We start from the raw sequence: 23,203 nt of genomic DNA on the forward strand, positions 1-23,203 counted from the left end.
AATACGCGGCTACCCAGTAGTCGGATACGTATGTCAATACGACCCCCGCTGTGTCAGCACGTGTTCACGGGCTGACCAGCAGTGAGGTGATAGGCTGCGCGGCCGTCCAGCAGCAGCGGGACGAGGGCGCGCAGCGGCTGCCGCAGCGGTACGAGGACATCGTGACCCGCGCCACGGAGGACCCGCGTCCGTATCCCGTGAAGGGCCAGCTCATCCCGTATGCCGTCGTACTGCGCTGCGTCCAACTGGTAGCCGCACGGCGGGTCTTGGAGCACCTCGCCCTCCCCGGCCGGTTCGTTGTCCGCGCCGCCGAGGTACACCGGGCCGCGGTCCGCGTAGCCGGAGAGCCGGGCCGCGGTGGTGGCGGCCTCGATCCACGGACGACGCTCCCTCACGAAGTCGAACGCGCCGTCCAGGGCGGCGAGTTGGGAGCCCACCCGGCGCTTGTTGTTGACGGCGGGGTCGGCCTTTCTCGGCGTCGGTGAGCGGGTCGACGCGGGTCTCGACGAGCTGCCCGACGCTGTTCTTGACCCCGGCCGTGTTGCGCAGGATCCGCTCCTGGCCGTCACCCGCCACCTGCTTGACCGGCTCGCCGGTCTCCGGGTCGGTCCAGATGCCGTAGACACCGGTGGAGAAGCCCGCGTCCTCGGCGTGCGGGCGCACGTACGTGTCCGAGAGGGTACGCGCCTCGCGGTGTACGGGAGTTGAGGTGTTGAGGTTGCGCGGCCACAGGGCCAGCAGGTCCTTCTTGTAGTACGGGACGGTGGCGCCGTACTCGTGGAGGTCGTACACGGTGTCCGGGCGCCAGTCGCGGATGACGCGGGCCATGGCGCGGGACTCGGCGGTGGTGAGCGCGAGGTGGTCGCGATTGATGTCCGTGCCCTCGGAGTTGCCGCGGGTGTCGGCGGCCCGGCCGTCGGGGTTGGCGGTGGGCACGACGAGGACGTTCGTACGCTCCAGGAAGCGGCGGGTCCCCGGATCCTTGGCGTAGGCGAGGTCGCGGATCGTGGTCAGACATGCCTCGCGGCCTGACGGTTCGTCACCGTGCTGGGAGCAGATGAGCATCAGGGAGTTGCCGCGGGCGGCCCGGGCGGCGTCGGCGGGCGCCGCGGGGGCGCCGATCCGCACCAGGTTGAGGGGACGGCCCTGTGCGGTGGCGCCGAGGGTGTCGACGGCGACGCGCGCACTGGCCTTGTCGACGTCCGCGAGGAAGTCCGCCTCCTCGGCCTGGGTCGTCCAGCGCGCACCCTTGCTGGTCTCGAATCCGGTGCGCGGCGGCGCCCCCGGCTCGGCCCGGGCGGGCGCGGCCAGGAGCGACCCGGTGAGCAGCGCGCCGAGCGCGCCGCAGGTGACGGCGGTGCGGATGAGGGGAGGGTCGGATGAGATCACGGTGCGGACTCCTGGGGTCACGTTGCAGTGCAGTTGGTGCCCGGTGAGACCGCCCGGGTGCGGGCGACCTCACCGGGTGCGGGTCAGCGCAGGGGCAGGGGCGACTCGATATGCGGGGTACGGATGCCGCGCAGCCGCTCCGACGACGGGGACGGGGACGGGGCGGCCCCGGGCGCGGCGCCCTCGGTCCGCAGGGAGCCGGCCAGCGGGAGGCGGGCCGAGGTGCGGTTGAGGTCGAGGGTCAACCGGGGTGTGGTGGTGGGCGGTTCGAGGAGTCCGGCGTCCGTACCGGCGATGATCAGGCCCAGCCGGTGGCCCGCCGGGACGACGTGGTCGGTGGCAGCCAGGTCGAGGGTGATGGTGTACGGCTTGCCGGGGGTCAGCGGGCGGCCCTTGCGGGCGTCGGCATGGTGGCCGAGGTCGGCCCAGCCGCGGCTGAAGACGGTCTGCTCGACCGCCTCCGTATCGGCCGCGGTCACCTTGAAGCAGGCGCTGTCGCCCGCCGTGCTGCTCCCCCAGCAGGTGCGGTCGTCGAGGGTGACGATGCCTTCGCCGGCCCCGCCGTAGTCACGGATGGTGTCGGGCCCGAGGTCGACCAGGACCGCGCTCAGATGGGCGCTGCTGGTGGACGGGGTGGCGGTGACCGTCACGGTGCCGGAGCCGGACAGCCGCAGGTCCTTCGTCAGCGGCGGCGTGCTGAAGCCCGCCTTGGCCGCGGTCGGCCGGTCGATGTCGGCGGCCCAGTCGCTCTCGCTCAGCCGGGGGTCGTCGGTGAAGGCCGCGGTGGCGCCGGGCCTGGCCCGCTCGGTGCCGAGGACACCCACCCCGGGGGTCGTCCCGGGGGCCGGGCGCAGGGTGGTCTGCCGCGTACCGGACGGGGGCCAGACGCGGTCGGTGGACCACTGGTCGGGGGCGCGCTCGATATCGGCCATCGGGGTGCGCTCGATGCCGTTGTCGATGCCGAGGAGGTAGTGGTCGAACCAGCGGTGCAAGGTCTTGACCCAGGTCCCGCGCCGGAAGTCGAACGGGTCGACGTGTCCGGCCTGGGAGAGCCAGATCTTGCGCTCCACGCCCGCGTCGGCGAGGGCGTTCCACCACTGTCCGAGGTGCTTGGTGCGGACGTTGAGGTCCTGCATCCCGTGAACGGCGAAGACGCTGGCGCGCACCTTGCGGGCGTCGGGGACGTAGTCGCGCGCGCTCCACAGCCCGGTCCAGTCGCCGCTGCGCGGGGCACCGTCGACGAGACGCTTCTGTACGGCGGCGCAGCGCCCGTGCGCGGCGTCGCTCTCGACCCGGTAGGCGAGCCCGTCGGGTCCGGAGCCGAAGAGGGCGGCACCCTTGGCGAAGTAGTAGTCGTACCAGGAGGAGATGGCGCCGATGGGCACGATGGTCTTGAGGCCCTTGACGCCGGTCGCGGCGACGCCGTTGGCGATGGTGCCGTCGTAGCTCTTGCCGATCATGCCGGTGCGGCCGTTGCTCCAGGACGCCTTTACGGGCTTGCCGCCGGAGGCGGCGCTGTATCCGGTGGCGCGGCCGTTCAGCCAGTCGACGACGGCCTTGGCTGACTGGATGTCGGAGCGGCCGCCGACGTCGACGCAGCCGTCGGAGCGGTTGGTTCCGGCGAGGTCGACGAGGACGGTGGCATAGCCGCGCGGGACGAAGTAGTTGTCGTAGAAGAGCGGGAACAGGACCGGTTTGCCGTTCGCGTCATAGGTCTTGGTCTGGCTCTCGTTGCCGCGTCCGCAGCAGGAGTAGTACGGACTGGCGTCCATGATCACGGGAACCTTGCGGCCCTGCCGTGCGGCCTCGCGCGGCCGCACGATGTCGACGGCGACCCGGTCGGTCCTGCCGTCCGCGTCACCGTCGAGCTTTGTGTCCACCCATACGGATTCGCGTATGGCGTCGTCGTAGGAGTACACGGGTCTGCTCTCCCGCACCGTGGCCGCGTGGGCCGGTGAGGTGCCGAGGGGAGACAGCGGTAAGAGGGTGGCGGCCACCAGTGCGGTGACCGCCGGAACGAGGTGCCTGGCCCAGTGGATGCGGGGTTTCCGCCTACGTAGCAGCACGGGCCGGACGTTAGCGCGAGTGAACTCTTGTACAGAAGAGGGCGCACGGCGCGGCGCCCTGATGAATAGGGCGGGGCCCTGTGGCGGCTGGATGTCGATTGCATGTCAGATAACCGATGGACGGGAAGTGCGCATACGGAGTACATAGAGTCGCGAGTGATCGTTCTCCCCTACGAGTTGGAGGACTCGTGCGTCACCACAGACTCATCGTCCCGAGCGCGGCCGCGGCCTGCCTGCTGCTGGCGATCCCGGCGTCGGCGGCCGAACCGTCGCCCGGCGCGCCCGGCATCGGGGACTCCTACTACCCCTCGTACGGCAACGGCGGTTACGACGTCTCCCACTACGACCTGCGGCTGAAGTACCAGCCGAAGACGGACGGCCTGGAGGGCACGGCGACGATCGTCGCCAAGGCCACGCAGGATCTGTCCCGCTTCAACCTCGACTTCGCGCTCGATGTGCGCGAGGTGCTGGTGGGCGGCAAGAAGGCGGCGTTCACCAGGACCGGCGACCACGAGCTGGAGATCACTCCGTCCGCCGCGCTCGACTCCGGCCGTCCCTTCACCGTCGTGGTGCGCTACAGCGGCACGCCGTCGAAGGTCGAGGCGGGCGGCTTCACGGGCTGGCAGCGGACGCCGGACGGCGGGGTCGCGGCCAATGAGCCGGAGTCGGCGTGGTGGTGGTTCCCGAGCAACGACCATCCGCTGGACAAGGCCACGTACGACGTCTCGGTCGCGGTGCCGGACGGTACGCAGGCCATCAGCAACGGTGTCCTGACATCGAACAGCTCGCAGCTGGGCTGGACCCGCTACAACTGGCGCTCCAGCAAGCCGCAGGCCACCTATCTGGCCACGCTCGCGGTCGGCAAGTTCGACATCACGACGGACACCACCGCGAACGGGCTGCCCGTGCTCAACGCCTACAGCAAGGACCTGGGCGAGAACGCGGGCGCGGCGCGGGCCAGCATCGAGCGGACGGCCGAGATCGCCGACTGGGAGTCCACGGTCTTCGGCCCGTACCCCTTCGAGGCGCTGGGCGGCTATGTGCCGAACGTGTCCGCGGGGTTCGCCCTGGAGACCCAGACCCGGCCCTTCTACGGCCCGAAGAAGTTCGCCAAGGGCTTGAACGTGTCGGTGGTCGTGCACGAGCTGGCGCACCAGTGGTTCGGTGACAGCGTCTCGGTGAAGGACTGGCGCGACATCTGGATCAACGAGGGCTTCGCGAGCTACGCGCAGTGGCTGTGGTCGGAGAAGGAGGGCGAGGGCACGGCCCAGGAGCTGGCGGACTACACGTACGACTCCTACCCGGCCGACGACCCGTTCTGGAAGGTCGAACCGGGCGACCCGGGTGCGGAGAACCAGTTCCACGATGCGGTGTACGACCGGGGCGCGCTGGCGCTCCAGGCGCTGCGGAACCGCGTCGGCGACAAGGACTTCTTCTCGATCCTGAAGGGCTGGACGAAGAAGAACCGATACGGCAACGCCTCGGTGAAGGACTTCGTCGCGTACGCCGAGAAGGTCTCGGGCGAGCCGCTGGCCGCGCTCTTCGACACCTGGCTGTTCACCCCGTCGAAGCCTGCGGCGACGCAGGCGCGGGCGGTGGAGCTGAGCCCGGCGAAGGCGCCGGTGCGGCCGAAGTCCTGGCAGAAGATCCAGGCGGCGCACTCCGAGCGGTGACGTCGCGCCGGCCGCTGGGCCCCAGGTGTTCTACGAGGTCCGGCGGCCGGTGTTCCAGGGGGTCCGGCGGCGGGCGGCGCGGCGGGCCTCGCGGGCGATCGGGAGGTACCGCCACCGCTCCGGCAGCAGCGGCACCACCACCCGCACGGCCAGCCCGAACCGGCGCAGCCGCCGCTCCCGCGCCGCCGTCCACGGCAGCCCGATGGCCTCGCGGGCGTCGGGCGGCATCAGCCCCGCCGTCAGGAACGCCCGGAAGCGGTTGAACAGCGGGCGCAGCAGCGGCCAGGCGGCGCGCGGCAGCGGGGCGGCGGGCGGGGGCAGGGGCGCGTCGGCCGCGAGGAGTTCCCGTACGACGGCCGTCTCCTCCAGCTCCTCGCGCAGCACCCGCCGGTAGTACGGCCAGAACTCCTCGACCGTCCGCGGCATGTGCGCGGTCCTCGAGGCCGAGGATCCGGCCGACCCGGAGCAGCTCCGCGTAGAGCTGCCGCTCCTCCGCCCCGGTGAACGGGCGGCGGCCCAGATAGCGCTGTGCGTGCAGGTATGCGGGGAAAGCGGTGGCGTGCACCCAGGCGTAGAGGGCGGGGTCGAGCGCGTGGTACGGGCGCCCGTGCGCGTCCACGCCCCGGATGGGTTCGTGGGCCGTCCGCAGCCGCCGCCCCTCCCGCGCCGCCCGCTCCCCGCCGTACACCCACAGCTGGACCGACTGGAGGGAGCGCTCGCCACGCCCCCAGGGGTCGGTTCGGAAGGCGGAGTGCTGGTCCACGCCCGCGCCGACGCCCGGGTGCGCCACCTGCATGGCCGTGGCGGCGGGCAGGGCGAGGACGCTGCGTATGTCTCCGGCGATGGACCACAGGATGCCGCCGACGGGCGGCGGCTCCGGCGTGCTCTGGTCTGTGGTGCTCATACCTCCATCGTCACGCGGTCGGCAGAACGCGCCGATGCCCGGGCCGGGGCCCGGGCATCGGCTGGGGGCGGTCGCTGTCAGTCCGCGGACAGGGGACGCAGCGTGAGGGTGTAGTCGTACGCCTTGTCGGCCTTGACCCGGTACTGGTCGCGCACCGGGTTCGGGGTGTCGCCGACGCCGGTGACGGCGTGGTCGGCGTGCAGGGTGTTCCAGCCGTCGTTGCGCTTCAGGAGGTGGGGGTACGCCGCCCGGTCGAGGTCGTCGTACGCGCTCGCGCCCACCTCCAGGTCGCCCGACACCAGCAGGCCGCCGCTGCGGCCGTCGGTGAGCGAGGCCCAGCGCACATCGTCGTGGTTGCCGTGGTCCTGGGGCTTGAGGTACTCGGTGTACTGGTCCTCGACGGAGGAGGACCAGACGCCCATGGGCGTGCCGTCCTTGCGGTCGTTGAAGTTCTCGACCGGGCCGCGGCCGTACCACCGGAACGTGTCGTACCGCTCCGGCACCTTCAGCTTCATGCCCACCCGCGGCAGGTACGACAGCTTGGCCGCCTCGTCGCGCGCCTGGACCTGGTGCCGGATGCCGATCTCTCCGGAGCCGTCGACGCGGTACGTCATGGTCTGGTCGAAGGACGCGTTGGTCGCCTCGGGCTGGGTCACGGTGGTGCGGAAGGTGACGCTGACCGTGCCGTCGTCGCCCGGGGTCACGTCCATGCCCATGACGGTGGCGCGCAGCCGGTCGAGGCCGAGGGAGCGCCACTGCTTGCCCTCGGCGGTGCCCCATTCGGAGCGCTCGTTGCTGATCGGGGCGCGCCAGACGTCGAGTTCGGGGCCGGAGGTGAGGAGTTCACGGCCGCCCGCGCGCATCGAGGTGAGCGTGCCCTTCTTCTTGTCGAAGGTGTAGCGGAAGTCGGGTCCTGTGACCTCGACGGTGTCGCCCTTGACCGTGGACGTGGCCTTGGCGTCGCCCTTACGCGCCCGCTCGGGCTCCGGGACCTTCGTCCCGCCGACCGCGAACTGGCCGAAGGAGACCACGTGTCCGGCCTTCGCCCAGTTCGCGTCGTGGGCGGTCACCGCTTGGACGGTGAGATAGCGCTCGTAGCCGTCCGGGTTCGCGGGCGGGGCGGGCAGCTGGACCTCTTCGCTCGCGTCGGGCCCGACGTTCAGGGCGCGGATTCCGCTCGCGACGGTCTTCGCGCCCTCGGTCACCTTCCAGCGCAGCTTCAGATCGGAGGTGCCGGTGAAGACGCGCTCGTTGGTGATCTTGACCTTGCCGCTGCGGGCGTCGGCGTCGGTGATGCGGATCGGTGCCTGCACCCAGGCGAGCTGGGCGGTCTCCGGCTCCGGCTTGCGGTCGGCGGTGACCAGACCGTCCACGCCGGATTCGTAGAGGCCGTACGACAGATAGTCGCCCTTGCGCTGGAAGCTGTCGAAGTCCAGGGCGATCAGGGCGTCCCGCTTCGGGTCCGCACCGGCGGCGAGCCGGGCCGCCCCGAGGGCCGTGTCGTAGACGCGGACCTGGTCGATGGTGCCCTTGGCGGTGCGTCCGGGGTAGCCGTCCTCCATGGTGTCGGCGTTGCGGCCGACGCCGAGGTCGTAGCCGGTGTAGTCCAGCGGGCCGCTCCAAGCGGTCTCGGCGAGCTGCTTGCCGTCGACGTAGAGGCGGCAGGCGCTCCCGTCGTAGGTGCCGGTGACGCGGTGCCAGGCGCCGGTCCAGCCCTGGGGGACGTCCGCGGTCACCGTGCGGGGCTTGCCCTCGCTGGTGATCGTGAACTCCAGGGTGTCGGCATCCTTCATCCGCAGCACGTACTGGTCGCCCTTGCTGACCATGGTGAAGTCGCCGGTGAACGGCTCGGCGGGCTTGACCTGGGCGTCGAGGGTGACCGCCTTGCCGGTCAGGTCGAGCTTGGGATCGCGGTAGGTCTCCACGAAATCGTCCAGACCGGACAGATACAGCGCCTTGCCCCGCTTGCCATCGACCACCTCCGGCTTGCCGGACAGGCTCGCGGCGATGCGGTTGCCGGAGGAGTCGGGGGTGGTGATCAGGGGACGCTTGATGTTCTGCTCGGCCCAGTCCCAGATGAAGCCGCCCTGGGCGCCCGGGTATTTCCGCATGACCTCCCAGAACTCCCGGAAGTTGCCGAGGCTGTTGCCCATCGCGTGGGCGTATTCGCCCATCACGATCGGCTTGGTGAAGGTCTTGGCCTTGGATTCGAGGGACGCGGGCGTGGGGTAGCGGGGCCCCGCGATATCGGCGAAGGGGGCGTCGCCGTCGGGCCGGTTGGGCTGGTGGTACAGCGGCCGGGTCGGCTCGTTCTTCTTCGTCCACTCGGCCATCGCGTAGTGCGCCTTGCCGAGCCCGGCCTCGTTGCCGGTGTCCCACATGATGACGCTGGGGTGGTTCTTGTCCCGCTCGACCATTCCCTGGTGGCGCTCGAGGAACGCCTTCTGCCATTCGGGCTTCTCGGCGAGGCAGTCGTCCGGGCAGTTCTCGAAGCTGTGGGTCTCCACCTCCATCTCGTCGTCGATGAGGATGCCCTCACGGTCGGCGAGTTCGTACAGGTAGGGGTCCGAGGGGTAGTGGGAGGTGCGGATCGCGTTGACGTTCAGCCGCTTCATCAGCCGTACGTCCTGCTCCATGCGCTCCCGGGTGGCGTACCGGCCGGTGGTGGGGTCGGTCTCGGCGCGGTTGACGCCGCGGATGAGGATGCGCTTGCCGTTGAGCTTGAGCTGCTTGTCCTTGACCTCGACCTCACGGAAGCCGACGCTCTGCCGGACGGTCTGGGTGGCCTTGCCGTCGGCGTCGCGCAGCGTGAGTTCGAGTTGGTACAGGTTGGGTGTCTCGTCGGACCACTTGGCGGGGTTCTTCACCTGCGCCGTCAGCTCGGCCTTGCCGTCCGCTTCCTCGGCGGACAGCCGCCGCACCTCGCGGCCGCGCGGGTCGTACAGCACGCCCGTGACCCGCTGCTTGCCCTTCGTCCCGCCCTCGGCGCGCGCGATGTCGACCTCGGTGCGCAGCGTGGCGTCCCGGTAGTCGGTGTCGAGGTCGGTGGTGACGTACGCGTCCTCCATCCGGGTCTTGGGAGTGGAGTACAGCGACACGGAGCGGAAGATGCCCGCGAAGCGCCACTGGTCGTAGTCCTCCAGGTACGAGCCCGCGCTCCAGCGGTGCACCTGGACGGCGACGCGGTTGTGTCCTGGCCGCAGATAGTCGGTGACGTCGAACTCGGCCGGGACGTAGCCGCCCTGGTCGTAGCCGACGTAGCGGCCGTTGACCCAGACGAACGCGGCGGAGGTCATCCCGTCGAAACGGAGCACCTGCCGCCGCCCGTCCCAGCTCTTGGGCACCTGGACGTCCTTCAGGTACGCCCCGGTGGGGTTGACGTCACGCGGGACCTTCGGGGGTTTCTCGGGGACGATCTCGCCGTCGATGTTGCGGAAGATCGGGTGGTCGAGGTCGTCGGTCTGCCAGGTGTGCGGAACCTTCACGCGCTGGAATCCCTGGGAGGAGGACGCGTCGTAGTCCTCCTTCCAGAAGCCCGCGGGCGCGTCCTCGGGCTTGTCGGCGAGGGCGAACCGCCAGCTGCCGTCGAGGCTGCGCTGCCACTTCTCCGCGTCCGGCCCGGTGGGCTTCAGCCGGGTGTGCGGGGGCTCCTGGCCCTCGCCCGTCTTCTCCGGATCCTCGAGGTAACTGTGCACATCGGCCGGGAACTTGCCCGCGTCCGGCGCTCTTCCGGCGGCGCTGTCCGCCGTGGTGAGGGCGGCGCCGAGCGCGGTGGCCATGGCAGCCGCCACCGCGATCAGTCGTGTGCCGTACCTGCCGCGTACCGTGCCCAATCCGACCCCACCTCACATATTCGCAAGAAAACCAACACAGCTGAACAGCGATGCACGTTATTGGCCGGGTAAAGAGAGAGTCAACGGTGCGGACGGATCTCTGTGCGATCAGATGAGGCCGGAAGGTTTCACAGTGATGATGAGACAGCAATACTGATGCACCCGATCGGGCAGCACACCGGAGAGCGAGGCGCGCCGATGACCACCCCCGACAGCGAGGGGCCGACCAGCGAGGAACTCACCCTCACCGTCGACGAGCTGGCGGCCCGGGCCGGTGTGACCGTCCGTACGATCCGCTTCTACGGCACCCGCGGACTGCTTCCGCCGCCCGCCATCGGCCCGCGCCGGGTGGGGCACTACGGGCCCGTGCATCTGTCGCGGCTCGCGCTGATCGAGGAGTTGCAGCACCACGGCATGACCCTCTCCGCCATCGAGCGCTATCTGCGGCAGCTCCCCGCGGACCTGAGCGCGGACGACCTCGCCATCCACCGCGCCCTCGTCGCCTCCTGGGCGCCCGAGGCACCCGAGGAGGCGACCCGCGAACAACTGGCCCGGCGGGCGGGGCGCGCGCTGTCGGACGAGGACATCGACCGGCTGGCCGCCCTCCACGCGCTGGAGCGCACGGACCGGCCGGACGTCTTCCGCGTCGACCCCGGCGTGCTGCACCTGGGCCTGCGGCTGCTGGACGTCCCGATCGACCTGGAGACGATCCTGGCGGCCCACACCGTCGTACTGGAGCACAGCCGCTCCGTCGCCCGCGAGCTGGGCCGCCTCTTCCGCGACGAGGTGTGGGGCCCGGAGCGGGAGCCGGAGTCGGGCGGCGGGGCGGAGCGGGCGGCGGCGAAGAGGTCGCTGTCGGCGGACATGCAGCCGCTGGTGGTGCAGGCGCTGGTGATCGCGTTTCAGCGGTCGATGAAGCAGGAGCTGCGCGCCTGGTACGGGACCGACTGACCTTTGTGTGCTCAGGTCCCTACGAGGGCGGCGGCCAGCTCGGCGGGGCGGGCGGCGAACGGCGAGTGGCTGCCCGGCAGCGTCCGTACGGTGAACGGCTGGTCCGGCATCGCCGCGTCCGCCTCCGCGATCATCAGGTCCTGCACCGCGGGCGTGAGCGCCCAGTCCTCCGCGCACCGGATGAAGGTCCGCGGGATACGGCCCCACCGCTCCCGGGTGAGGGTGACCGGTGTGGTCGGTATCGCGAACGGCAGATCGGGGCTCAGGGCGTGGCGCCAGCGGCCGAAGGACCCGGCGGGAACGTCGTGGTAGTAGCCCTGCCGCAGCTCCTCCGCGTACTCGGGGTCGGCGGACAGCGGATTGATCCGGAACGCGCCGATGGCCTCCGGGTCGCCCACCATCAGCCCCTGGCCGCGGGTGGTCGCGGCCTGCTCCGGGGCCTCCATGTAGTCGGCGAAGCGGGGGCGTCCCGCGGGCACGACGGACGACAGATGGATCAGCTCGTCGACCAGTTCCGGAGCCTGCTCCGCGGCCAGGGAGGCGGAGACGCCACCGGCGCTGTGCGAGACGAGGACGACCTTGCGGTGGCCGCGCACCAAGCGCAGCGCCGAGACGACGGCCCCGGCGCACTCCTCCAGGGTCAGCCCGGCCAGCGCGGACTTCTCGGTCGCGAGGCCCGGCTGGCCGGGGGCGTAATAGCCCGACGGCGTCGGGGCGTCGAAGCCGTGCCCCGGCAGATCGACGGCGAGGCTCAGCGCGCCGAGCCCGGCCAGGGCGCGCTGGGTGGGCGCCCACTGCCAGGAGGAGTGCCAGGCCCCGTGGACCAGGACGAAGACGGTGCCGGTGGGGTGTTCGTTTCTCATGTTGCTCATGGGGCCAGTCCACCCGCTCGGTGCGGGCTGATGCATGGCTATATCTCGCCAACGGGGCGCCGATATCCGCCATATATCGGCACCCCGGTCCGGTTGACGCCCCCTAGTCCGTGAAGCGTTCGCCGCGCTCCGCCTTCTCCAGCAGCAGCGGCGACGGCGCGAACCGCTCCCCGTACGCCGCCTCGAGTTCGCGGGCGCGGGCCACGAAGCCCGCCACGCCGCCCTCGTAGCCGTTGATGTACTGGAGCACCCCGCCCGTCCAGCCGGGGAAGCCGATGCCCAGGATCGAGCCGATGTTGGCGTCGGCGACGGACGTCAGCACGCCCTCCTCCAGCAGCCGCACCGTGTCGAGGGCCTCGCGGAAGAGCATGCGCTCCTTCATGTCCTCGAAGGGGATGCTGTCGTCGGGGGTGGTGCCGGTGCCGAAGTGCTCGCGCAGCCCCGGCCACAGCCCCAGGCGCTTGCCGGTGGCCGCGTCGTACTCGTAGAAGCCCGCTCCCCCGCTGCGCCCCGGGCGCCCGAACTCCTCCACCATGCGGTCGATGACCGTATCGGCCGGGTGCGGTTGCCACTCGCCGCCCGCCTCCAGCGTGGCGCGCCGCGTCTCCTCGCGGATCCTGCGCGGGAGGGTCAGGGTGAGTTCGTCCATCAGGGAGAGCACCTTGGCGGGGTAGCCCGCCTGGGCCGCGGCCTGTTCGACCGAGGCCGGGTCGATGCCCTCGCCGACCATCGCCACGCCCTCGTTGATGAAGTGTCCGATGACGCGCGAGGTGAAGAAGCCGCGGGAGTCGCTGACCACGATCGGGGTCTTGCTGATCTGCCGCACCAGGTCGAAGGCGCGGGCCAGCGCCTCCTCCCCGGTGCGCTCGCCCTTGATGATCTCGACCAGGGGCATCTTGTCGACGGGTGAGAAGAAGTGCAGCCCGATGAAGTCACCGGAGCGCTCCACGCCCTCCGCCAGCATCGTGATCGGCAGGGTGGAGGTGTTGGAGCACAGCAGGGCGTCCGGCGCGACGACGGGCTCGATCTCCTGGAAGACCTTGTGCTTGAGCGCCGGGTCCTCGAAGACCGCCTCGATGACGGCGTCACAGCCCGCGAGGTCCTGCGGATCGGCGGTCGGGGTGATGAGGGCCAGCAGCGCGTCGCGCCGGGCCTCGGTCGTACGGCCCTTGGCGACCGCCTTGGCCAGCAGCCCTTCCGCGTACGCCTTGCCCTTGGCGGCCGCCTCGTCGGAGACGTCCTTCAGGACGACCTCGATACCGGCCTTGGCGCAGGCGTAGGCGATGCCCGCGCCCATCATCCCGGCGCCCAGCACCGCGACCTTGCGGACCGTGCGCGGTTCGATCCCCTGCGGCCGGTTGGCACCGGAGTTGACCGCCTGGAGGTCGAAGAAGAACGCCTGGATCATGTTCTTGGCGGTCTGGCCGACGACCAGTTCGGTGAAGTACCGGGCCTCGATGGTCTGGGCCGTCTCGAAGTCGACCTGTGAGCCCTCGACGGCGGCGGCGAGGATGTTGCGCGGCGCCGGGTAGGGGGCGCCGTTGAGCTGCTTGCGCAGATTGGCGGGGAAGGCGGGCAGGTTGACGGCGAACTTCGGGTCCGCCGGGGTGCCGCCGGGGATCTTGTACCCCTTCTCGTCCCAGGGCTGCCGCGACTCGGGGTGGGCGTCGATGAAGGCGCGCGCCCTGGCCAGCATCTCGTCGGGCGTGTCCACGACCTCGTGCACAAGCCCCGCCTCCAGCGCCCGGCGCGGGGCGTACCGGGTGCCCTGGAGCAGCACCTTGAGCAGCGCGTCGGCGACGCCGAGCAGCCGCACCGAGCGCACCACGCCGCCGCTGCCCGGCAGCAGCCCGAGCGTGACCTCGGGGAAGCCGATCCGCGACGCGGGGGTGTCGAGCGCGACCCGGTGGTGACACGCGAGGGCGATCTCGAATCCGCCGCCGAGCGCCGCCCCGTTGATCGCAGCGACGACGGGCTTGCCGAGGGTTTCGATACGGCGCAGTCCGCGCTTGATGCGCAGGTTCGTCTCGAAGGCTTGCTGGGCCTGGTCGGGCCCCAGCGTGACCATGTCCTTGAGGTCGCCGCCCGCGAAGAAGGTCTTCTTGGCGGAGGTGACGATGACGCCGCGGATCGCCTCCTGCTCCGCCTCCAGCCGGTCGGCGACCGCGTCGAGTGAGGCGATGAAGGCGGCGTTCATGGTGTTGGCGGACTGTCCAGGGTCGTCGAGCACAAGGGTGACGACACCGTCGTCGCCCTGCTCCCAGCGGATGGTCGAGGCGGTGGCGGGGTTGCTCATCTCACGGTCTCCAGGGGCGAGGGGGGCGGAACGGAAGCGATTCGGAAGCGGATGCGGACGCGGACGGTGCGGGCTCCTCCCGTCCCGGCCCTCGCCGGACCCCTCCGCGGCCCCGCCACGCGGGACCCGAGGGGTCCAGGGACCGCGGGCGAAGCCCCGGGTGGAACCCGGAGGGTCCAGGGGCGAAGCCCCGGTTGGAACCGGAACCGGAGCCCCGGAGAGCCCAAGGCCGAAACCCCGGGTGGAACCCAGAGCCAAAGCCCCGGCGGCCCAGGAGCCGAGCCCCGGGCGGGAGTCCAGCCCCGGAGCCCAGCCGGCCCCAGGCCCGGAGCCCGATACGGCCCGGGTCCAGAGCCCCGGTACGGCCCAGAGGCAGAGCCCGGTGAGGCCCAGCCCCGGGACCAGGAAAAGCCCGGGGGCCAGAACCCCGGAGGTCCAGCGACGAAGCCCGGGGGACGAGACCAGCCCCGGCGGTTCCAGAGGCGGAGCCCCAGAAGACCCACGGGAGAGCCCGGGTGGAGCCCCCGAGGGCCCAGGAACCGAGCCCCGAGGGGTCCCAAGGGCAACGCCCCGGCGGACCCAGCGGCGGAACCCCGTGGAGTCCAGGGGCGAAGCCCCAGGCCGGGCCCAGCGCCGGAACCCCGTGAGGTCGAAGGGCGAAGCCCCGAGCCGGGTCCAGGGGCGAAGCCCCGAGTCGGGTCCAACGGCGGAACCCCGTGGGGTCCAAGGGCGAAGCCCCGGGCCAGGTCCAGGATGGCCCCCCGGCGAGGCCCAGAGGCGAACCCCCGGCGAGGTCCAATGGGCGAAGCCCCGGCGAGGTCCAAGGGCGAAGCCCCGAGCCGGGTCCAGGGACGGAACCCCGTGGGGTCCAAGGGCGAGGCCCCGGGCCAGGTCCAGGACGGACCCCCGGTGAGGCCCAGAGGCGAAGCCCCGGCGAGGTCCAAGGGCGGAGCCCCGGTGGGGTCCAGGGGCGGAGTCCCTGGTTCGGGAAGGGGCGGGGTGGGGAAAGGCCCGGCCACCACTACAGGCGCTCGACCACCGTCGCGATACCCATGCCGCCCCCCACGCACAGCGTCGCCAGCCCGTACCGCTGTCCGCGTCGCTCCAGCTCGTCCACCAGCGTGCCGAGGATCATCGCGCCGGTGGCGCCCAGGGGGTGGCCCATCGCGATCGCGCCGCCGTTGACGTTGACCTTGTCCAGGTCGAGGCCCATGTCGGCGGCGAAGCGCAGCACGACCGCCGCGAACGCCTCGTTGATCTCGACCAGATCGATGTCGTCGATGGTCAGCCCGGCCTTGGCCAGGGCCTTGCGGGAGGCGGGGGCCGGGCCGGTGAGCATGATGGTCGGGTCGGCGCCGGAGACGGCGGCGGAGACGATACGGGCGCGGGGCGTGAGGCCGTAGCGCTCGCCGGTCTCGCGGTTGCCGATGGCGACGAGGGCCGCGCCGTCCACGATGCCGGAGGAGTTGCCCGCGTGGTGGACGTGGTCGATGGCCTCCACCCAGTGGTACTTCTGGAGCGCCACCGCGTCGAAGCCGCCCGCCTCGCCGATCGTCGCGAACGACGGCTTGAGCCCCGCCAGGGTCTCGGGCGTGGTGCCGGGGCGGATGTGCTCGTCGCGGTCGAGGACGGTCAGCCCGGAGCGGTCGCGGACCGGGACGACGGAGCGGTCGAAGCGCCCCTCTTTCCAGGCCAGGGTCGCCCGTTCCTGGGACAGCGCGGCGAAGGTGTCCACGTCGTGGCGGGTGTAGCCGCCGAGCGTGGCGATGAGGTCGGCGCCGATGCCCTGGGGGACGAAGCCGGTCTCGTAGTTGGTCATCGGGTCGGCGAACCAGGCGCCGCCGTCGGAGCCCATCTTCACGCGCGACATCGACTCGACGCCGCCCGCCAGCACCAGGTCCTCCCAGCCCGAACGGACCTTGGCCGCGGCCAGGTTGACGGCCTCCAGACCCGAGGCGCAGAAGCGGTTCTCCTGGACGCCCGCCACGGTCACCGGGAGCCCCGCCGCGATGGCCGCGACCTTGGCGATGTCGGAGCCCTGGTCGCCGAGCGGGCTGACGACGCCGAGCACCACATCGTCGATCGCCGCCGGGTCCAGATCGGGGAAACGGCGCCGGATCTCGTGGATGAGGCCCACGACGAGGTCGACGGGCTTGGTGCCGTGCAGGGCGCCGTCGGCCTTGCCGCGTCCGCGCGGGGTGCGGATGGCGTCGTACACGTACGCTTCGGTGCTCACGTCTGCTGCCTTTCGAGGGGGAGGAGGGCGGTTGGCGCGTTACGACGAGGGCTCCTCGGCGGGCGGCGGCGTCGGGGTGACGGCGGGTACGCCCCAGTCGCGGGCCACCTCGGCGGCGTGGGCGCCGGGCCGGGCGGGGCCGCCGCGCACCCGGCCGGGGGTGGCGGAGAAGCGCGGGGCGGGCGCGGGCTGGGTGATGCCCGCCTCGTCGACGAAGGTGCCGCGGGCGGCGAGTTGCGGATGGCGGGGGGCCTCGCGCAGCGAGAGGACGGGCGCGACGCAGGCGTCCGACCCGGCGAACACCGCCGTCCACTCCTCGCGGGTGCGCTCCTTGAAGCGGGCGGCGATGACGGTGCGCAACCGGTCCCAGCTGTCGATGTCCTTGCGGGCGGGTGCCTGGTCGGCGATCCCGAGCAGGTCGATGAACTCGGCGTAGAACGCGGGCTCCAGCGCGCCGACCGCCATATGGCCGCCGTCGGCGGTCTCGTACGTGCCGTAGAAGGGGCAGCCGCCGTCGAGGAGGTTGCTGCCGCGCCGGTCCTGCCAGCCGCCGGCCGCCATCATGCCGTGCAGGACGGCGGTCAGATGCGCGGTGCCGTCCACGATCGCCGCGTCCACCACCTGGCCGGTGCCGCCGGAGCGGGCGTGCTGGAGGGCGGCGAGGACGCCGATGACGAGGTAGAGCGAGCCGCCCGCGTAGTCCCCGAGCAGGTTCGCTGGCGCCACCGGCGGGCCGTCGGCCTCGCCGGTCATGCCCAGCGCGCCGGTGATGGCGATGTAGCCGATGTCGTGCCCGGCCGTCGCGGACAGCGGTCCGTCCTGGCCCCAGCCGGTCATCCGGCCGTAGACGAGGCGGGGGTTGCGCTCCAGGCAGGTGTCCGGGCCGAGGCCCAGCCGCTCGGCGACGCCGGGGCGGTAGCCCTCGATGAGGATGTCGGCCCGCTCGATCAGGCCGAGCGCGGCGTCCAGGCCGCGCTCGGACTTCAGGTCGAGCAGGACGGAGCGCTTGTTGCGGTTGGCGAGGTCGTACGCCGGGTCGACCTTCAGGCCCCCGGGGCGCTCGGGCCGGTCGACCCGTACGACATCGGCGCCCAGGTCGCCGAGGAGCATGGCCGCGAAAGGGCCGGGCCCGATTCCGGCCAGCTCCACGACCCGCACCCCGGCCAGCGGCCCGTGCCCCGTCGCTCCGCCCACGTCTGCTGCCGCCGCCATCCGGGTTCCGTCCTCAGCCTCTGTATGACACCACCGCTGTAACACCGCCGATGCTAGGAACGCACCCCCCATTCCACAAGCCCCCACCCGGAGCGGGGTGTTCAGCCCGGCGTGTCCGCCGGGATCGGGCGGTCCCGCAGCAGGTGGTCATCGGACAGCTCCGGGTCCACCAGACGGCCCAACCGGCGCGGCACATCCGCTCCCATCAGCACGATCACCACCAGCGTCAGACCGGACGTCAGCACCGCCAGGGCCTGCCCGAGCGGCATGCCCTCCGCCAGGTGCGCGCCCAGCACGGGGGCCACCGCGCCGCCGAGCGCGCCCGTGTTGTAGACGAAGCCGAGCGACGCGGCGCGGCTCTCCGTGGGGAAGTGGCTCGCGATGTACTTCGGCAGGATGCCGGAGATCCCCTGGCTCAGGGCGAGCAGACAGAACAGCAGCACCCCCAGCCCCACCAGCGTGTCCCGCACCGCGAAGACGGGGAAGACGAAGCACAGCGAGGCGAGCAGGGTGTACGCGTAGGCCCGCCGGGTCCCGAACCGGTCACCGGCGAACCCGGCCAGCCAGCAGCCGGCCATGGTGCCGAAGCCCGCGTAGAACATCGCGTCCGTGACCTCGGAGGGCGCGTACCCCAGCTCGGTCTTCAGATAGGTGGGCAGCAGCGCCTGGATGGGCCAGCTGTAGAGGAAGGCGCAGAAGACGGTGCACATCAGCGCCACGTACAGCAGCCAGCCGCGCCGCCCGCCGAGCTGGGCGGCGAAGGCGAGCAGCGCGCCCGCCGCCAGCAGCGACAGCGGCCACCGCCAGCCCGCGCCCAGCGGGGTGAAGACGCAGAACAGCGCGGCGCTCGCGGCCACCGCCAGGGCCGCGTTGAGGTACCCGATGCGGCCGGTGAACAGGGGGCGGAAGGGATTCGGCCGGGCGGCCCCGGACGCGACCACCTCCTCGTGCCAGTCCCCCGCCTCGGGAAGCGCGCGCCGCACCCACAGCGCGACGAACACGGGCAGGACGCCGATGTAGAACATCCAGCGCCAGCCCCAGGCGGGTACGACCCACTTGTACAGCTCGGCGGCGAGGATCGTGCCGCCCGCGTAGCCGGAGATCAGGAAGCCGGAGGCGCGGTTGCGCAGTTGGGCGGGCCAGCTCTCCAGGGCGTACGTCGCGCTCGCGCTGTACTCGCCAGCCATGCCCATGCCAATCAGCAGCCGGGCGGCGAACAGGCTGAAGTAGTTCCAGGCGAAGCCGCACGCGAAGGTGCCCAGGGAGTAGAGCAGAATGCTCGCGATCATCGCTGGCTTGCGCCCGTACCGGTCCCCCATCGCCCCCAGCAGCGCCCCGCCGAGCCAGCGGGTGATGAAGGCGCCCGAAACCAGGCTCGCCGCCGACGCCGCGCTCAAGTCGAACTCGTCGGCTATCTCGGTCAGCACGAGCGTGATGAGCACGAAGTCGAAACCGTCGAGCAGATAGCCGATCCAGGCGGCGAACAGCGACTTCCACTGCCGCCGGGAGACCTGGCGGTACCAGGGCCCGCGTAATGCCTCGACCGTCACGACAGCAGCCCTCCCTCTTCCAGCAGTTGACGCACCGTCTTGACCGCGTCGTCCCCCAGCGGCACCTGCGGCGCGGCCGTCGCGGGGCAGGCGATGACGCCCAGCAGATGCAACGCCGCCTTGAACGCGCCGAGCGCCGAGGAGCTGCCGCCCATCGCGGCCGGATCCCCGGCGTCGGTGAGGGCGAACAGCGCTGCCAGCCGGTCCTGTTCGGCCCGCGCCCGGTCCCAGCGGCCCGCGCGGGCGTGCTCGTAGAGCCGTACGTAGCCTGCCGGGTCGACGTTGCCGAGCCCCGGGACGACACCGTGGGCACCGGCCAGCAGGGCGCCGTCCACGGCGAGTTCGGACCCGGTGAGCACCGAGAAGGAGTCGGTGAGGCCGCGGCGGCGGGCCTCGACCAGCAGCCGCCGCAGCGCACCGTCGTCGCCGCTGCTGTCCTTGAGCCCGGCGAGCGTGCCGTCGGCGGCCAGCGGCAGCACGATCCGCGGCGTCAGCTTGGAGTGGACGGAGGCCGGGATGTCGTACGCGAACAGCGGCAGCCCCGCACCCTCGCGCACCCGCCGGAAGTGGTCGGCGATCTCCACCGGGTGGGTGCGGGTGAAGAAGGGCGCGGTGGCCACGATCCCGTCCGCGCCCAGCGCGGCGGCGGTACGGGCGTGGTCCACGACCCGCTCGGTCGCCATGTCGATCGCCCCGGCGAGCACCGGCACCCGCCCGGCCGCCGCCTCGATCACCGTCTCCAGGACGGTACGGCGCCTGCCGTCGCCCAGATATGCGGTCTCGCCGCTGGAGCCGAGCGCGAACAGGCCGCTCACGCCCGCGCCGATCAGCCGCTCGGCGAGGGCGGCGAGGGAGGCCCGGTCGACCTCACCGCCGGGGGTGAGGGGGGTGCACAGGGGCGGGACGACACCGGTGAGCGGAGCCGGAAGACTCATCTGGACCCTGCCTTCCTTATGGGGCATTTTGGACGTCGGACGTCCTATGTGTGGGGCGAATCTGACTGAGCACCAGCCCCCTGTCAAGTACACCCGCGCCCAGCACACCGTCCGGATTCCGCCAGCCATCGTGTGCTCCGCGGACCACGATGAAACGCATGAGCGACCACATGACCTACGAGATCCGGGCCATCGCGCCCGAGGTGGCGAAGCAACTACGCATCCAGGACGACGCGGGCAGCCCCCCGCGCATGGTGGCGAACGACGAGGGCAACAACCCGCTGCGCTGCTGTCTGGGCCGGAGCCTGCCGGGCGAGACCATCGCCCTCGTCTCCTACGCCCCGCTGCGCCGCTGGGCCGAGGAGACGGGCGCCGAGCCCGGCCCGTACGACGAGCAGGGTCCGGTCTTCATCCACGCCGAGGAGTGCGACGGCTGGACCGGCCCCGGATTCCCGTCCGGCATGTGGGGCGACCACCGGGTGCTGCGCGCCTACTCCGCGAAGGGCAACATCCTCGGCGGCCGCCTGCTGACCGGCGGCGGGCAGCAGGCGTGCGAGGAGACCCTGGCGGAGCTGTACGCGGACCCCGAGGTGGCCGCGGTGCATGTGCGCTGCGTCGAGTTCGGCTGCTTCGTGGCCGAAACGCGACGAGTCGCTCAGTCGGAGTCCTGACGGGTGTCCGCCAGCGCGCGGCGGCACAGCGCGTCGGCGCGGCGGGTGGTCTCGGGCTGCCGGTAGTCGCGGGCCAGGTGGAGGGTGTACGCGCAGGCGTCGTCGAGGGTCACCCGGTGGCCGACGGACACGAACACCGGCTTCACCCCGTCCCGAGTGCGCAGCGCCCGGCCGACCTCCTCGTCCCCGTCGAGCAGCGGCGTCCAGTCGCCGCGGCGCGGGCCGGGCGGGTCGTGGCGGAAGGTGAAGGGATTCTTGGCGACGCCGATCGTGGGCAGCCCGGTCAGCACCCCCAGGTGGCTGGCCAGCCCGAAGCGGCGGGGGTGGGCGAGGCCGTAGCCGTCGCACACCACGACGTCGGGGCGGTGGCCGAGCCGGTCGAGGGCGCCGAGCGCGTCGAGTACGGCCGGGATCTCGCGGAACGCCAGCAGCCCGGGGACGTACGGGAAGGTGATCCGGCCGACCGCCGTCGTCTCCCCGACGACGGCGAGGGTGCGGGCGTCCAGCGCGACGGCGGCCGCCGCGACGACGCCGCGTTCGTCGTCGTACGCCACGTCCACCCCGACGACCGCCCCGGCCCCACCGCCCGGGGCGGGCACGGCCCCGCCCTCCGTGCGGACGGATCCCCGCAGCCGCTCCTGCACGGCGGTCGCCTCGGCCTCGGTCGTGGGCCAGTCGCGCGGGAGTTGGTAGCGGGGATCGATGGCGCTCGTCATGACCGGTCACGCTACCGGTCGCCGCATGCCGCTACCGGGTCGGCTCCAGGCGGGCGATGCGGCCCTTCTCGCCCGACGCCCAGCAGCCGCCGTCCGGGGCGCAGTCCACCGAGTCGTACGAGCCCGGGTCGAGGGCGCGCCAGCTGCGCCCGCCGTCCGCCGTCACATCCGTGCCGGTCGGGCCGACCGCGAGGGCGGCGCGGTGGCTGTACGGGAGCCAGGCGACCCCCGAACGGTAGGCGGGCGGGGGCTGGGTGGCCGGGGTCCAGGCCGCGCCGCCGTCCGCGGTGACCGCGGCCGCGCGCGGGGACGGCTGGTCGGGCCGGTAGTCGCCGCCCACGGCGAGGCCGTGGCGGGTGTCGCGGAAGGCGAGGGCGAACACGCCACGGGCCGGGTCACCGGCCGGGAGCGGCGCGTCGGCGACGCTCCAGGTGCGGCCTCGGTCGGCGGTGTGGAAGACCCGGGCGGTGGCGGCGCCTCCGGTGGCGAACCACGCGTCGCGGCGTCCGGCGCTCACCAGACACTGCCCGCTCGCGGCGAACGCGGCCTCGCCCGGCTGTGCGTCCGGCATCCCTTCAGAGGGCAGCACGCGCCAGGTGCGGCCGCCGTCCCCGGTGCCGAGGATGCGGTACTTGCCGTCCACGGGATCGCTGAGCGCGATGCCGTGGCGCGCGTCGAAGAAGGTCAGGCAGTCGTAGAAGGCGCGCGGATCGGGGTTACGGAACGCCTCGCTCCAGGTGGTGCCGCCGTCGTCCGTGACGAAGACGCGCGACGCCTCCCCCTCGCCGATGGCCAGCACCACCGCGCGGCGCACCCCGAACGCCTCGATGTCGCGGAACTCAAGCCCCTCCGCGCCGGGCGGGGACACGTTCCGCCAGCTGCGCCCGCCGTCGCGGGTGCGCAGCACCGTGCCCTTCGTCCCCGCGACCCACGCGGTCCGGCGGCTCACGGCGGCGAGTCCCCGGAAGCGGGCGTCGGTGCCGCTGTCCTTCAGCCGCCAGCCGGCGCGTACGCCGTCCGCCGAACCGGCTTGCGCGGGTGCGGCGAGGACGGCGGCGAGCGCCGCCCCGCAGAGTCCGGCGGCCACTAAGCGTCTGATCATGCCCATGATCCCCATGCCCGTCATGGGGCGGGAAGCTAGCCCATGGGCGATACGCCGTCCAGCACGCGACGGCGCCCGCGGGAATCCGCGGGCGCCGCCGTTCGGCCGTCAGCCGTGCCGGGTCACTTGTTCACACAGAGCTTGACCAGCAGCGATACACAGTTCTGCGAATCGTCGGTGGGCGCCGAGGTCGGGTTGTCGGGCTGACTCGGCGTCCCCTGCGGGTCGCTCGTGCCGCCGCCGTCGCTGTCGCCACCGCCGGAACCGCTGCCGGAGCCACCGTCGTCCGTCGGGTCCTGCGAGGGCGACGAGGGGTCGGATGTCGGAGTCGACCCGGATTCAGACGGGTCGGGCGACTTGGTCGGCTTCGACGGTGTCGTCGGCTTCTCCGAGGGCGAATCCGACGCGTCCGACGACGGGTCCGAGGGAGCGGACGACGGCGTGGACCGCGAAGGGGATACCGCACTCGACGGCACGTCCGAGGGGCCCGGCGCCTTCGTGGACGGCTTGCTCCGGGACGCCTCGCGCGTGCCGTCCGTCCGCGGCGCGTCCGGCTTCCGCGACGCGGCATCCGTCGCGCCCGTACCGGACGAACCCGACGAAGGTGAGGAATCCGAAGGCTGATGACTCGGCGCCGACGCCGCCGCGGGCTGCCCCGCCTCCGCCGCGCCGCCGTTGGTGAGGGCGAGCCCCGTCATGACCGCCGCACCCGCGACGAACAGCACCCCGGCCCCGGCCACCGCGACCGCGACCGGCCCCGCCTCGCGCACCTGCCCGTGCATCAGGTGGCGCATCGA

General features: G+C 72.2%; 14 protein-coding genes and 3 pseudogenes. 3 read left to right on the forward strand and 14 right to left on the reverse strand.

The window, feature by feature from the left end:
• Nucleotides 1-53: 53 nt before the first annotated feature.
• Nucleotides 54-1,365: pseudogene (locus SSOG_RS08965) on the reverse strand (M14 family metallopeptidase).
• Nucleotides 1,366-1,472: 107 nt separating this feature from the next.
• Complete coding sequence (locus SSOG_RS08970) at nt 1,473-3,452, reverse strand: Xaa-Pro dipeptidyl-peptidase (protein ID WP_281048190.1); 1,980 nt, start codon at nt 3,450-3,452, stop codon at nt 1,473-1,475.
• 191 nt (nt 3,453-3,643) lie between these two features.
• Here SSOG_RS08970 and SSOG_RS08975 point away from each other — a divergent pair, with 191 nt between their 5' ends.
• A complete protein-coding gene (locus SSOG_RS08975; protein ID WP_009713897.1) occupies nt 3,644-5,128 on the forward strand; it encodes a M1 family metallopeptidase in 1,485 nt (494 codons plus the stop codon).
• A gap of 30 nt (nt 5,129-5,158) precedes the next feature.
• Here the strand turns inward: SSOG_RS08975 and SSOG_RS58390 are convergent, their stop codons facing one another.
• The 3 genes and pseudogenes from SSOG_RS58390 to SSOG_RS08985 form a co-directional block, all read right to left on the reverse strand.
• A complete protein-coding gene (locus SSOG_RS58390) occupies nt 5,159-5,554 on the reverse strand; it encodes an oxygenase MpaB family protein (protein ID WP_425385409.1) in 396 nt (131 codons plus the stop codon).
• Nucleotides 5,448-6,032: pseudogene (locus SSOG_RS08980) on the reverse strand (oxygenase MpaB family protein); the annotation flags it as partial. The gene SSOG_RS58390 and the pseudogene SSOG_RS08980, both read right to left, overlap by 107 nt.
• Nucleotides 6,033-6,109: 77 nt before the next feature.
• A complete protein-coding gene (locus SSOG_RS08985; RefSeq protein WP_245606254.1) occupies nt 6,110-9,865 on the reverse strand; it encodes a glycoside hydrolase family 2 TIM barrel-domain containing protein in 3,756 nt (1,251 codons plus the stop codon).
• Nucleotides 9,866-10,063: 198 nt separating this feature from the next.
• Between SSOG_RS08985 and SSOG_RS08990 the strand changes: the two genes are divergently transcribed.
• Nucleotides 10,064-10,816 carry a MerR family transcriptional regulator gene (locus SSOG_RS08990; RefSeq protein ID WP_009713900.1) on the forward strand — a complete coding sequence of 251 codons (753 nt, stop codon included), beginning with the start codon at nt 10,064-10,066 and terminating at the stop codon, nt 10,814-10,816.
• Between the two features lie 11 nt (nt 10,817-10,827).
• Here the strand turns inward: SSOG_RS08990 and SSOG_RS08995 are convergent, their stop codons facing one another.
• The 6 genes from SSOG_RS08995 to SSOG_RS09020 form a co-directional block, all read right to left on the reverse strand.
• Nucleotides 10,828-11,688: an alpha/beta fold hydrolase gene (locus SSOG_RS08995; protein ID WP_009713901.1), complete on the reverse strand. Its 861-nt coding sequence runs from the start codon at nt 11,686-11,688 to the stop codon at nt 10,828-10,830.
• Between the two features lie 103 nt (nt 11,689-11,791).
• The gene (locus tag SSOG_RS09000) at nt 11,792-13,984 is read right to left on the reverse strand and encodes a 3-hydroxyacyl-CoA dehydrogenase NAD-binding domain-containing protein (RefSeq protein ID WP_009713902.1); all 2,193 of its coding nucleotides are present in this window, start codon (nt 13,982-13,984) and stop codon (nt 11,792-11,794) included.
• Nucleotides 13,985-15,005: 1,021 nt separating this feature from the next.
• Nucleotides 15,006-16,220, reverse strand: a complete 1,215-nt coding sequence (locus tag SSOG_RS09005; RefSeq protein ID WP_009713904.1) for an acetyl-CoA C-acetyltransferase — start codon at nt 16,218-16,220, stop codon at nt 15,006-15,008.
• Between the two features lie 39 nt (nt 16,221-16,259).
• Nucleotides 16,260-17,432, reverse strand: a complete 1,173-nt coding sequence (locus SSOG_RS09010; protein ID WP_009713905.1) for a CaiB/BaiF CoA transferase family protein — start codon at nt 17,430-17,432, stop codon at nt 16,260-16,262.
• 101 nt (nt 17,433-17,533) lie between these two features.
• Nucleotides 17,534-18,982, reverse strand: a complete 1,449-nt coding sequence (locus SSOG_RS09015) for a sialate:H+ symport family MFS transporter (RefSeq protein WP_039936972.1) — start codon at nt 18,980-18,982, stop codon at nt 17,534-17,536.
• A complete protein-coding gene (locus tag SSOG_RS09020) occupies nt 18,979-19,917 on the reverse strand; it encodes a dihydrodipicolinate synthase family protein (protein ID WP_009713907.1) in 939 nt (312 codons plus the stop codon). Before SSOG_RS09020 ends, SSOG_RS09015 begins: the two co-directional genes overlap by 4 nt.
• Before the next feature lie 158 nt (nt 19,918-20,075).
• On the opposite strand from SSOG_RS09020, the gene SSOG_RS09025 reads away from it, so the two are divergent.
• The gene (locus tag SSOG_RS09025) at nt 20,076-20,588 is read left to right on the forward strand and encodes a DUF1203 domain-containing protein (RefSeq protein WP_245606255.1); all 513 of its coding nucleotides are present in this window, start codon (nt 20,076-20,078) and stop codon (nt 20,586-20,588) included.
• Here the strand turns inward: SSOG_RS09025 and SSOG_RS09030 are convergent.
• From SSOG_RS09030 to SSOG_RS54755, 3 genes and pseudogenes are all read right to left on the reverse strand, one after another.
• Nucleotides 20,573-21,304, reverse strand: coding sequence for an endonuclease V (locus SSOG_RS09030; RefSeq protein WP_009713909.1), 732 nt, complete (start codon nt 21,302-21,304; stop codon nt 20,573-20,575). The genes SSOG_RS09025 and SSOG_RS09030 overlap by 16 nt on opposite strands.
• Nucleotides 21,305-21,335: 31 nt before the next feature.
• Nucleotides 21,336-22,412: a WD40/YVTN/BNR-like repeat-containing protein gene (locus SSOG_RS09035; RefSeq protein WP_208867507.1), complete on the reverse strand. Its 1,077-nt coding sequence runs from the start codon at nt 22,410-22,412 to the stop codon at nt 21,336-21,338.
• A 116-nt stretch (nt 22,413-22,528) separates the two neighbouring features.
• A pseudogene (locus SSOG_RS54755) lies at nt 22,529-23,203 on the reverse strand (hypothetical protein); the annotation flags it as partial.

This window comes from Streptomyces himastatinicus ATCC 53653 (genome assembly GCF_000158915.1).
Classification (GTDB): domain Bacteria; phylum Actinomycetota; class Actinomycetes; order Streptomycetales; family Streptomycetaceae; genus Streptomyces; species Streptomyces himastatinicus.

Coding starts and splice junctions, on each gene's coding strand:
- SSOG_RS58390 (WP_425385409.1), bottom strand. CDS start 5,554: ATGCCGCGGACGGTCGAGGAGTTCTGGCCGTACTACCGGCGGGTGCTG.
- SSOG_RS08990 (WP_009713900.1), top strand. CDS start 10,064: ATGACCACCCCCGACAGCGAGGGGCCGACCAGCGAGGAACTCACCCTC.
- SSOG_RS08995 (WP_009713901.1), bottom strand. CDS start 11,688: ATGAGCAACATGAGAAACGAACACCCCACCGGCACCGTCTTCGTCCTG.
- SSOG_RS09000 (WP_009713902.1), bottom strand. CDS start 13,984: ATGAGCAACCCCGCCACCGCCTCGACCATCCGCTGGGAGCAGGGCGAC.
- SSOG_RS09010 (WP_009713905.1), bottom strand. CDS start 17,432: ATGGCGGCGGCAGCAGACGTGGGCGGAGCGACGGGGCACGGGCCGCTG.
- SSOG_RS09020 (WP_009713907.1), bottom strand. CDS start 19,917: ATGAGTCTTCCGGCTCCGCTCACCGGTGTCGTCCCGCCCCTGTGCACC.
- SSOG_RS09025 (WP_245606255.1), top strand. CDS start 20,076: ATGAGCGACCACATGACCTACGAGATCCGGGCCATCGCGCCCGAGGTG.
- SSOG_RS09030 (WP_009713909.1), bottom strand. CDS start 21,304: ATGACGAGCGCCATCGATCCCCGCTACCAACTCCCGCGCGACTGGCCC.
- SSOG_RS09035 (WP_208867507.1), bottom strand. CDS start 22,412: ATGGGCATGATCAGACGCTTAGTGGCCGCCGGACTCTGCGGGGCGGCG.